This is a genomic window from Psychrobacter sp., from assembly GCF_049295055.1.
In the GTDB taxonomy this organism is placed as follows: Bacteria; Pseudomonadota; Gammaproteobacteria; order Pseudomonadales; family Moraxellaceae; genus Psychrobacter.
Genome location: NZ_JBAQQF010000074.1, coordinates 1 through 10,868 on the forward strand (window position 1 = coordinate 1; position 10,868 = coordinate 10,868).

10 protein-coding genes and 1 tRNA gene are annotated in these 10,868 nt (G+C 39.7%); 10 read left to right on the forward strand and 1 reads right to left on the reverse strand.

Translation table 11 applies throughout. The annotated features are described in order from the left end of the window. Positions 1 to 16 precede the first annotated feature (16 nt). The 8 genes from WAZ74_RS10965 to WAZ74_RS11000 all read left to right on the forward strand — a co-directional run bounded on the left by WAZ74_RS10965 (position 17) and on the right by WAZ74_RS11000 (position 8,066). Positions 17 to 93, forward strand: a tRNA-Met gene (locus WAZ74_RS10965). A 434-nt stretch (positions 94 to 527) separates the two neighbouring features. Beyond that, complete coding sequence (lepA, locus tag WAZ74_RS10970) at positions 528 to 2,324, forward strand: translation elongation factor 4 (RefSeq protein WP_422308338.1); 1,797 nt, start codon at positions 528 to 530, stop codon at positions 2,322 to 2,324. An 81-nt stretch (positions 2,325 to 2,405) separates the two neighbouring features. Further along, positions 2,406 to 3,308: a signal peptidase I gene (gene lepB, locus WAZ74_RS10975; RefSeq protein ID WP_422308339.1), complete on the forward strand. Its 903-nt coding sequence runs from the start codon at positions 2,406 to 2,408 to the stop codon at positions 3,306 to 3,308. A 314-nt stretch (positions 3,309 to 3,622) separates the two neighbouring features. Then, the gene (locus tag WAZ74_RS10980; protein ID WP_422308340.1) at positions 3,623 to 4,018 is read left to right on the forward strand and encodes a DUF4845 domain-containing protein; all 396 of its coding nucleotides are present in this window, start codon (positions 3,623 to 3,625) and stop codon (positions 4,016 to 4,018) included. Between the two features lie 86 nt (positions 4,019 to 4,104). After that, a complete protein-coding gene (gene rnc, locus WAZ74_RS10985; RefSeq protein WP_422308341.1) occupies positions 4,105 to 4,902 on the forward strand; it encodes a ribonuclease III in 798 nt (265 codons plus the stop codon). 238 nt (positions 4,903 to 5,140) lie between these two features. Further along, positions 5,141 to 6,319, forward strand: coding sequence for a GTPase Era (gene era / locus WAZ74_RS10990; protein ID WP_422308342.1), 1,179 nt, complete (start codon positions 5,141 to 5,143; stop codon positions 6,317 to 6,319). Between the two features lie 62 nt (positions 6,320 to 6,381). After that, positions 6,382 to 7,197 (forward strand): DNA repair protein RecO, encoded by an 816-nt coding sequence (gene recO, locus WAZ74_RS10995; protein ID WP_422308343.1) that lies wholly within the window; start codon positions 6,382 to 6,384, stop codon positions 7,195 to 7,197. Between the two features lie 65 nt (positions 7,198 to 7,262). Continuing rightward, entirely contained in the window at positions 7,263 to 8,066 is an 804-nt protein-coding gene (locus WAZ74_RS11000; RefSeq protein WP_422308344.1) for a pyridoxine 5'-phosphate synthase, read from the forward strand. Between the two features lie 18 nt (positions 8,067 to 8,084). Here the strand turns inward: WAZ74_RS11000 and WAZ74_RS11005 are convergent, their stop codons facing one another. Next, positions 8,085 to 8,672, reverse strand: coding sequence for a prepilin-type N-terminal cleavage/methylation domain-containing protein (locus WAZ74_RS11005; protein ID WP_422308345.1), 588 nt, complete (start codon positions 8,670 to 8,672; stop codon positions 8,085 to 8,087). Between the two features lie 570 nt (positions 8,673 to 9,242). Here WAZ74_RS11005 and WAZ74_RS11010 point away from each other — a divergent pair. After that, positions 9,243 to 10,436 carry an OmpA family protein gene (locus tag WAZ74_RS11010; protein ID WP_422308346.1) on the forward strand — a complete coding sequence of 398 codons (1,194 nt, stop codon included), beginning with the start codon at positions 9,243 to 9,245 and terminating at the stop codon, positions 10,434 to 10,436. Positions 10,437 to 10,791: 355 nt separating this feature from the next. Next, a partial coding sequence (locus WAZ74_RS11015) for a GTP-binding protein (protein WP_422308347.1) occupies positions 10,792 to 10,868 on the forward strand: 77 nt, incomplete at its 3' end.

Below are 10,868 nucleotides of genomic sequence, written 5' to 3' on the forward strand. Positions count from 1 at the left end.
ATACCGAGCCTTAAATGGCGATGTAGCTCAGCTGGTTAGAGCGCATGACTCATAATCGTGAGGTCAAGAGTTCAAGTCTCTTCATCGCCACCATTTATTGTTAGTTAGTAAAAGTACAGTTGCTCAAATTTAAAAAGCCAATCATTCTGTGATTGGCTTTTTTTTGCCTGTTTTGTTTCTTACCATAAATGGTTATCAACGAATTTTCTGTCAGGTCTAATTCAGTAAATGTTCTAGATTTAATGCTAGCCTGATTAACATTGTTTATAAATCAAAATCTTGCTAATAAAATCGCCTTACTTTACCGCAGAAAACTGCTAGAATACCCTCACATGCCTGCGCGTAGCAATAAGTGCTAATAAATAGTAATAAGCGCCATGGGCTTTTAATTTGATACGATAATTTTTTAACTTAATATGGTGGTATTGGCGTATTGGCTGATATTAAGTATGAGTGAACATTTTATTGATTCTATATGACAGCATTTATTTTCATTACTCAATCATCCATTATTTAGTAGGCGCTTTGTGACTGCATTAGCCAATATTCGTAACTTTTCTATCATTGCCCACATTGATCATGGCAAGTCGACGCTTGCCGATCGTTTTATTCAAATGTGCGGTGCCTTACAAGATCGTGAAATGCAGGCGCAAGTCCTTGATTCCATGGATATTGAGCGTGAGCGCGGTATCACAATTAAGGCTCAATCAGTAACCTTGTTTTACGATCACCCTAATGGCGAGCGCTATCAGCTTAATTTTATTGATACCCCCGGTCACGTCGATTTTTCGTACGAAGTATCACGCTCCTTAGCGGCTTGTGAAGGTGCACTATTAGTAGTCGATGCTGCGCAAGGTGTGGAAGCACAATCTGTTGCCAATTGCTATACCGCCGTTGATCAAGGCTTAGAAGTGATGGCAGTCTTAAATAAGATTGACCTGCCACAAGTTGAGCCTGAGCGCGTTATTCAAGAGATTGAAGATATCATTGGTATCGATGCGGTAGATGCGCCACGTGTATCAGCGAAATCGGGTCTTGGAGTCGATAAATTACTAGAAGCGTTGGTTGAGTTTATTCCTGCGCCAACCGGTGATCGTGAAGCACCGCTGCAAGCATTGATTATCGACTCATGGTTTGATAGTTACTTAGGCGTTGTCTCTTTAGTACGCGTGCGTGAAGGTACGGTCAAAAAAGGCGATAAGATATATATCTTATCAACCAAAGAAGCACATTTGGTCAGCTCGATTGGTGTCTTTACGCCGAAACCACTAGACACGGGTATTTTAGAAGCTGGTGAAGTTGGTTTCATTATCGCTGGTATTAAAGACATCGCTGGTGCGCCGGTTGGTGATACCATTACGCATGCAAAAACCCCTGACGTTGATCGTATTCCGGGTTTCAAACAGATTACGCCCCAGGTTTATGCTGGTATGTTCCCTGTTGAATCTACTGATTTTGAAAAATTCCGTGAAGCGCTACAAAAGCTACAAATTAATGATGCGTCGTTATTTTTTGAGCCAGATACTTCTGATGCGCTCGGCTTTGGTTTCCGCTGTGGTTTCCTCGGTATGCTGCACATGGAGATTATCCAAGAACGCTTAGAGCGTGAATACGACTTGGATCTGATTACCACTGCGCCATCGGTAATTTACGAGATTATGAAAAAAGATGGCGAGATTATTTACGTTGATAATCCATCACGGCTGCCTGAACCGAATAATATTGAAGAGTTTCGTGAGCCAATAGCACGCTGTCAGATTTTAGTACCGCAAGATTACTTGGGTAACGTCATGACGCTTTGTATTGAGCGCCGCGGTGTACAGGTTGACATGCGCTTTATGGGTCGTCAAGTTCAGCTGATATTTGATATTCCGATGGGCGAGGTGGTCATGGATTTCTTTGATCGTCTTAAGTCAGTTTCGCGCGGATTTGCCTCACTAGATTACAACTTTGAGCGTTATCAAGTCGATAAGCTGGTCAAAGTTGATGTACTAATCAACGGTGATAAAGTTGATGCTTTAGCCATGATTGTGCATGAAACCCAATCTCGTTACCGTGGTAATGCACTGGTTGGTAAGATGAAAGAGCTGATCCCACGACAGATGTTTGATGTCGCGATTCAAGCGGCGATTGGTAGCCAGATTATTGGTCGTAGCACAGTCAAAGCCATGCGTAAAGACGTTTTAGCCAAATGTTATGGCGGTGACGTCTCGCGTAAGAAAAAGCTATTGTCTAAGCAAAAAGCCGGTAAAAAACGCATGAAGCAAGTCGGTAATGTGGAGATTCCACAAGAAGCCTTCTTGGCGGTATTGCAAGTAGATTAAGATATTGATATGCGGCCTAACCATCGCTAGTCTTATAAATTAAAATAGTCAGATAAGTAGCTCGCTAATAGGCAATTAAGTATGGATTTTGATTTTAATTTGATTTTAGTGCCATTGACCATCGGCTTGGGTATTATTTGGCTATTAGATAAGTTGACGCTTAAACAACGTAAAACCCGTGGTCGCGGTAAAGAGAGCTTACTGGTACGCTGGGCTTATGAATTTTTCCCCGTATTAGCGGTAGTATTAATTGTGCGCTCATTTTTGATTGAGCCTTTTAATATTCCTTCGTCTTCTATGGTGCCGACCTTGTATACGGGCGATTTTATTGCCGTCAATAAATATGCTTATGGTGTGCGTTTGCCATTAACTTATAATAAGGTGCTTGATACGGGAGCGCCTGAACATGGTGATGTGGCCGTTTTTCGTTATCCAGAGAACCCAAGTATTTATTATATTAAGCGAGTTATTGGTTTGCCGGGTGATACGGTCAGTTATAATCAAGGGACACTTGCGATTAACGACACACCTGTGAATACTGTCGCTGTTGATTTTGATGCTAATGCTGAGCTGACATCACAGCTATATTCCGCAGGTGAAGTTGCACCAGGTCAAATGCTCACAGAAGAGAATGCCACTGCAATGGGTCAACAAGAAGAAAGCGAAGCGCAGTATTTCAAGGAAACTCAAGGAAAGCATGAGCATTTTGTTCGCTATTTGAATGGCATGAACAGCTCGCAATATGCACCATTTTTGCAGCAACAGTCACCAGAAGTGGTAAGCTCGGAAGGCAATGAGTGGCGTATTAAGGTGCCAGAAGGTCAATACTTTGTGATGGGCGATAACCGCGATCGTAGTGCAGATGGGCGTTTTTGGGGATTCGTTCCTGATGATAATTTAGCAGGCAAAGCCGTCTATATTTGGATGCATAAGCCACCTGGTCTCAACTTACCGACCTTTAAACGTAACGGTGCTATCGATTAATATTATCAATACTCGAATCGACGGATTTAATTATCGATAATGGTTTTATGCTAATATTATGGTTATATTCGATCCAATTTAAAAAGAATACAGTGCTGCTGGGATAAATTTTTCGAAGCCTCTGGAGTGCGAAGCGCACAGCAAGCGAGGAGAATTCATCCCAGCAGAACGTTACTTTAAACGTATTTCTTTTATAGCAGACTTACTATATTCAATGCATTACTATTTAGTTCATAGATAGATAGGTACTAAAATATGGTAATTTATTAGTATAGTAAATTACAAATATAGCAACTTTCCCGTTGAGAGGTATTATGGTGCAACAGTTATCTGGTTTGTCTACACAGCGCGGTGCGAGTGTCACTAATATCGTCTTTATTATCATCGCTTTGGGCGTGGCTATCAAATTGATCGTTGCTATCGTACCAGCACAAATTGGCGATTATCAGCTGACCAAAACCTTAAGCGCTGAGCTTAAAGAATCCAATAATAACAAAGAGACGGCTAAACAGTTCGTCGAGCGCGTTGATAAGCAGCTGTCTATCAATGCTGATTACGATACCAAAGCAGAAGAAGTGCTTACCTTTACGGATAAAAAAACAGGTCAGTTGGCTATTCATAAGCAATATGAAATAACCAATAAACTTTTCGGTAATGTCGATATCGTTAATCGTTTCGAAGGCGATATTGATGGTACAACAGCTGAATAAATGGCTTTTTATATTTAATATTTTTAAAAATATTGTTATTTAACAAAATTAAGCAGTGAAACAAAAGGGATAATCATAAGCCACGCATGAAACCAACTTCGCAGTACCCTCAGGCGGTTCCTAATCCCCAAAAAAATAGCCTGTCAGATGATACGCTTGTTATTAGCTCAGAATTTATTCAACGCTTAGCGATATTAACGCGCAAGTTGGGTTATGTGTTTAATGATTTAAGCCTACCAAAACTGGCGCTCACTCATCGTTCGTTTGATAGCAAAAAAAACTATGAGCGTTTAGAGTTTTTAGGTGATGCATTATTAGGTATGATTGTCGGTGAGGCGTTATATCATCGGTACCCTAGCCAAAATGAAGGTCGTCTGACTCGTATGCGTGCGACCTTAGTACGGCAAGAATCTTTGGTTATTATTGCCCAAAACCTAGAGCTATCCAATCAGTTAATACTGGGCGTAGGTGAACGTAAGGGTGGCGGCCGCAATCGGGCTTCTATATTGGCTGATGCGGTAGAGTCCTTGATTGGTGCTATCTATTTGGATAGTCAGGATATGAATATTACCCGAGCTTGCGTACTTTCGTGGTACGGTGACCTTATTGATAATGTCAATGATCAAAAAGCCCTAAAAGATGCGAAGAGCCGCTTACAAGAATGGCTACAGTCTAAGCAATTTGATTTACCGCATTACGAGCTGATGGAAACACAAGGCAATGCACCACATCAAGTTTTTGTAGTTCGCTGTGAGGTAAATATCAGCAATTGTCCTGATATTACCGAATCTGGCGAAAGTCGCCGTATCGCCGAGCAAAAAGCGGCAGAGCTTATGATTAATCAGCTACATAAGTTGCCAGGTGTGCTCAAAAAGCGTAGATAACTTAACCGATTTTAAAGTTTATTCAGCCTATTTTAAAGGTTCGATTCTAAAGATTGACTTTAATTTTTACTACTTTATGCAAATACTAGCGACTTTGAAAACCAATTTTTCGAAATGGCAAATACTGAAACACACAATATTGAAACACCCAATATTCTTAAATTGATAACAGTTCTGCTGTTTTATTTAATATGATTTTACAGCAGCTCGACTGAGACAACCTCCACAGGATTAATCTATGAGCAATCACTCTGACTTGCCATTAAATAATGAAGATAATGCTAAAAATATGACCGAAAATACTGATCTGAATCCAAATCAAAGCAATACTGAGTCACATGATATTGAGCTAAATATCGATCATTCAGAAAATAATGTACAAAAAGGCAATTCACTAGAACACATTGTGCTAGAAGAAAGCGCACCAGAAGATAATACTGTAGACAACGATTTAGCAATCGAAGAATTTTTTTCACCAAGCAATAGCGCTCGTACTGCCGAAGGTTTTAAAACCGGCTATGTAGCGATTGTTGGTCGCCCTAATGTGGGTAAATCGACCTTAATGAATCACTTATTAGGTCAGAAACTGTCTATCACCTCACGTAAACCGCAGACGACTCGTCACCGCATTCACGGTATTCTGTCTAATGACGAGATGCAGGCCGTATTCGTCGACACCCCTGGTATTCATCGTAATGAAGTACGTGCTATTAATGAGCGTATGAATAAAGCGGCCGTATCTGCCTTAGTCGATGTTGACTTGGTATTATTCGTAGTCGATTCAGACCAGTGGCGTGATGATGATTTATTGGTTTTACAAAAACTTGGCAATACCGAGCTGACCGTTGTACTGGTTATTAATAAAGCAGACACTTTAAAAGATAAAGGCAGTATTTTGCCACTTATCGAAACCTTTAGTGATAGCTTTGATTTTGCCGATATCGTACCTGTTTCTGCATTAAAAAATCAAAATCTTAATCGTCTACAAGAAGTAATTGCTTCGCATCTACCAATCGCCGAGCCTATTTATGATACGGAGCAAATCACCGATCGCTCAGAGCGCTTTTTAGCCAGTGAAATTATCCGCGAAAAAATCATGCGTAGCTCTGGTGATGAAGTTCCTTACGATTTAACCGTACAAATTGATGGTTTTAAAGACGAAGCGGCACATACTGACCCAAAAACAGGTCGTCCACGTAAAGCCTGTACTTTTATCGATGCCACTATTTATGTTGAGCGTAGCGGGCAAAAGGCAATTGTTATTGGTGATAAAGGTCAACGTATCAAGCAAGTCGGTATGGACGCGCGTAAAGATATGGAACAGCTGTTTGATAAAAAGATTATGTTAACGTTGTGGGTGAAAGTTAAGCGTGGTTGGTCAGATGATGAGCGTGCCTTGACCAGCTTAGGATATTAATAGCGACCAAAAAATGGCATTTCGATAATAGATTTATATTATTAAAGCTGGGGTAATAATCTATGCGTAACGAAGCGTTAATCGGTTATTTATTACACCAGCGCCCTTATCAAGAAAAGCGCGCTCTATATTATCTATTTTCTCAGCAACATGGGGTGATACATGGTATTGGTAAAAAGGGCGCGCCACTATTTATGCCCTTACAGCTCTTTGCTACCGGCAAACGTGATCTCAAAACATTCAGTCAGATTAATATCGCCTCGTTAAACGTCGTACAGAAACCAGTAAAACAAGAAGACAGTAACGCTAATAGTAACGCTATAGGAAATAGCGAGGCTATAGAAGATAACAACACTATAATGTCAGAGGCTTTGCCTCACGACAGTATCACTGGTCAACATCAGTATGCTGCCTTATATTTGAATGAAATACTGTGGCGACTATTACCGACTGAAGACCCTATGCCAATATTATGGCACCATTATCAAGACAGTCTACGTCAGCTTAAGCAGCCCTTAACTGCTGATGAATTGCGTTTATGCTTACGCCAGTTTGAGACGTACTTATTCAATGAATTAGGCTTTTCGCTAACGTTAAAACATGACAGCTTGGACAATCCTATTGAGCCTAACTGTACTTATCGCTTCTTAGCTGATATAGGTTTAGTGCCTATTGTCCATACTGAAAATAGCGAAAGGGCTATCACTCATACGGTTTTCAGTGGTAGTGAGATATTGATGATGGTGGAGCAAGGAATATCTACTACTACTCTAAACGTATGGTCGCGCTTGCATCGGCAGATGATTGATCATTTACTTGATTATCAGCCGCTACAAAGTCGCTTACTTTGGCAGCAGCAACAGCGTTATCAATTATAGTTTTGACAACGATTTTATAAGCTATTTTTTAGTAAATGATCTAAATATTATTAAAAGGATTTTTTATGACTGACGCCGCGCACATAACAGCCTCTAAATTAGAGCAAATATCAGAAAATGTCTCAAAAAAACCGTTATTGGGGGTCAATATTGACCACGTAGCGACCTTACGCCAAGCACGTGGGGTTAGCTATCCAAGCCCATTAGCAGCAGCCCTTCTATGTGAACAAGCAGGTGCTGATGGTATTACTATCCATCTGCGAGAAGACCGCCGCCATATTCAAGATGCAGATGTTTATGAAATGGCGGGGCAGCTGACCACTAGAATGAATTTAGAGATGGCAGCAACGACTGAAATGTTGGAAATCGCCTGTCAGGTTAAACCGTTTTGGGTATGCTTGGTACCAGAAAAGCGTGCCGAGTTGACTACAGAAGGCGGTCTTGATGTTGCAGGTCAGCTCACTTGGTTGACAGATTATATTAGTCAGTTACAATCGGCAGATATTAAAGTCTCTTTATTTATTGATCCAGAAGACAAGCAGATTACTGCCGCAGTGAATTGTGGTGCTGATGCTATTGAATTACATACAGGCGCCTATGCAGAGGCAGGTTTATCAGACGATACTGATAGGAGAAACGCAGAACTGAATCGGATCAAAAATGCAGTGGTTACTGCTAGGGGTATGGATGATAAGCTTTTAGTCAATGCAGGTCATGGTCTCACACGTGACAATGTCACTGCCATTGCTCAGATCGACGGTATATATGAGTTAAATATTGGCCATGCACTTATTGCCGATGCGCTATTTGTAGGGTTAGAGCAAGCAGTCATTATGATGAAAGCCGCTATGCATCAAGAAGTTAAATAATTTGATTTTATAATTTTATTATTGGCCACATTTGGTCGGGTGGCTTTCATTTGGTTTATAAGTAATGAAACCACCTTGATTGAATGAGATTTGATACATGGTTTGATTGTAAGTAGATGTCGGACAGTATTTGATATGACCAAAATGACCCCTAGGTTTACCGCTATCGCCCCAAAATTTAGTATAATGGCGATTATTTCCTACTCTTAAATACAGAGTACCGTATTTAGGGTTTAATGACTGTTCTTCTAACAGATCATCTATACCCACATCAAAGTTGTTATTATGATTTTTATCCAAAAACAATAACAGTTTCTTATAACTGTCCCTGTGGCAAAGTCCACCACTATTCGATAAACAAAACAATAAATCTTGCCTTCTAATATAGCTTTCGGCTTTTGCTAAAGTCAGAGTATTGTCTATCTGATTTTTGATACGTTTGGCTTCTATATTCGCTAATTGGCTTAAGATAGAAGGTGCGGCAATCATCGCTATGATGGCCAATATCGCTACTGTCACAATCAGTTCCACCAAATTAAAACCATATTCATTATAATATTGGAGAAAACCCTTTTTACTTGACGATACTTTATATAATTTAGTCATACTGGCTATTGCCTGTATAAGAAGAATAGGTAGATGTTATCTAGTTTTTATCCGAAATTCTGATGGTTTTATTCAGTTTTAGTTTCTAATCTCGCTACTCTTAATAGCGTAAAGAGTTTTAAAGACATTGAATATTCGTAGTGAAAGTAAAACAATGTTGACAGTAGAAAATATAAACTAAATATATATCTGCTGTCAACGAATGTTTCAATTCGTGAATGAGCGGTTTTATCAATGGAGAAAATAAGTTATTTGTATTAAGATAGTCTCAATCAATAGATATGATTGTTTTCATAATCTATTCCGATCTAACATATAAAAGATAAAAAGTGTAAAGTGTGTTAGTTGTCAGTAAGTTAAGCTCGCTAATGTGTTTTAGTTATGACATTATCGTGTAATAATGTGTAGCTGGTTAACGAAAAAAGTTGTAAACTGATTTGATAATCGCTAAGCTACTCCTTAATTGGTTTTGCTTTGTAATTTTAAATTCGTAAATGATGTCTACTTTTGACCATCTTAAGCAGCGGTCATGCTTAATGCAGCACTAAAATTATCCTTTGGAGGAAGTTCATGAAATTAAATAAAATCGCTTTGGCTTTATTTGCCATCACAGCAGCCCCACTAGCAGCTAACGCTGGCGTTACTATCAGCCCATTACTACTTGGTTATCACTACAGCGAAGGCGCTGACGATGAGCAAACAGAAGCAATGGTTGATAGTGCTGGGAATGGTTACTATCAAGAAAATGATCTATACACTGGTGCAGCACTAGGTATTGAGCTTACTCCTTCTACTCAATTCCAAGTAGAATATGGTGTTTCTAACACTGATGCTATCAGCAACAATGCAGGTACACCAGCAAGTTCAGGTTCTTATGACGCTGAACAACAAACGATTTCTGGTAACTTTTTAATCGGTACTGAACAATTTACTGGTTACACTGATAGTGCATTCAAGCCGTATGTATTAGTTGGTGCTGGTCAGTCTAAAATTAAGATTGAAAACGCAGCCGGTAATGAAGTTGCTGAGTCTAAGGATACTATTGGTAACCTAGGTTTGGGTGCTATGTATCGCATTAACAATGCTTTAAGCCTACGTGGTGAAGCTCGTGCGATTCATAACTTTGATAACAACTGGTGGGAAGGCATGGCTTTGGCCGGTCTAGAGGTTGTATTGGGTGGCCATTTAGCACCTACAGTCGCTGTTCCACCAATGGAAGAGCCTAATATCTATACTCCACCAATCGTTGTCGTAGAATCTGATCTTGATTCTGATGGCGATGGCGTACCTGATAGTATCGATGCTTGCCCAGGCACTCCAATGAACGTAGTTGTTGATGAGCGCGGTTGCCCAGTACCAGTAGATATTACTGATGAGCTAAAAATGGAACTTCGTGTATTCTTTGATAACGATAAATCAGCTATCAAAAACCAGTACAAACCTGAAATCGCTAAGGTAGCAGAGAAGATGCGTGAGTATCCTAACTCTATCGCTCGTGTTGAAGGCCATGCTTCTAAAACAGGTCCATCAGCACGTTACAACCAACGTCTGTCTGAAGCCCGTGCCGTTGCAGTTAAATCTATGTTGACTAACGAATTTGGTATTGCACCAAACCGTCTATCAACAGTTGGTTATGGTTATGACCAACCAATCGCTGATAACAACACTGAAGAAGGTCGCGCTATGAATCGTCGTGTATATGCCATCATCACTGGTGACAAAACCATGACTGTTGAACAAACTAAAGATATGGTTGTTCAATAAGTAATAGCTACTAATTATGTTATAAACTAATTAGTTACAAAAAAAGCCACCCAATGGGTGGCTTTTTTTTATTTATGTATCGAGAAAAGTGAGTTATTACATAAATCTATGATGCAATAATGTTATACTAGCCACCCAAACACTTTGTAGATTGACAAAGTGTACATTAGCATAGCTATCTGTACGATGGATTTATCAGCATAGATACTTGATTTTACAAATATTAGTTAACCGACTGTGCCTATTGTAGGGTCATTTAATAATAATGTAATTATGACTATCTGGTTAATAGCAAAAGTTTATCCAGCAGTGCTTACTGCTACTGCATTTTTTTAAGACGAAACGAGCATTTTATATGGCGAACGATATCAAACACCTGCGTAACATTGCAATTATTGCCCACGTTGACCACGGTAAAACCACTTTGGTTGA

Coding starts and splice junctions, on each gene's coding strand:
- lepB (WP_422308339.1), top strand. CDS start 2,406: ATGGATTTTGATTTTAATTTGATTTTAGTGCCATTGACCATCGGCTTG.
- WAZ74_RS10980 (WP_422308340.1), top strand. CDS start 3,623: ATGGTGCAACAGTTATCTGGTTTGTCTACACAGCGCGGTGCGAGTGTC.
- rnc (WP_422308341.1), top strand. CDS start 4,105: ATGAAACCAACTTCGCAGTACCCTCAGGCGGTTCCTAATCCCCAAAAA.
- era (WP_422308342.1), top strand. CDS start 5,141: ATGAGCAATCACTCTGACTTGCCATTAAATAATGAAGATAATGCTAAA.
- recO (WP_422308343.1), top strand. CDS start 6,382: ATGCGTAACGAAGCGTTAATCGGTTATTTATTACACCAGCGCCCTTAT.
- WAZ74_RS11000 (WP_422308344.1), top strand. CDS start 7,263: ATGACTGACGCCGCGCACATAACAGCCTCTAAATTAGAGCAAATATCA.
- WAZ74_RS11005 (WP_422308345.1), bottom strand. CDS start 8,672: ATGACTAAATTATATAAAGTATCGTCAAGTAAAAAGGGTTTTCTCCAA.
- WAZ74_RS11010 (WP_422308346.1), top strand. CDS start 9,243: ATGAAATTAAATAAAATCGCTTTGGCTTTATTTGCCATCACAGCAGCC.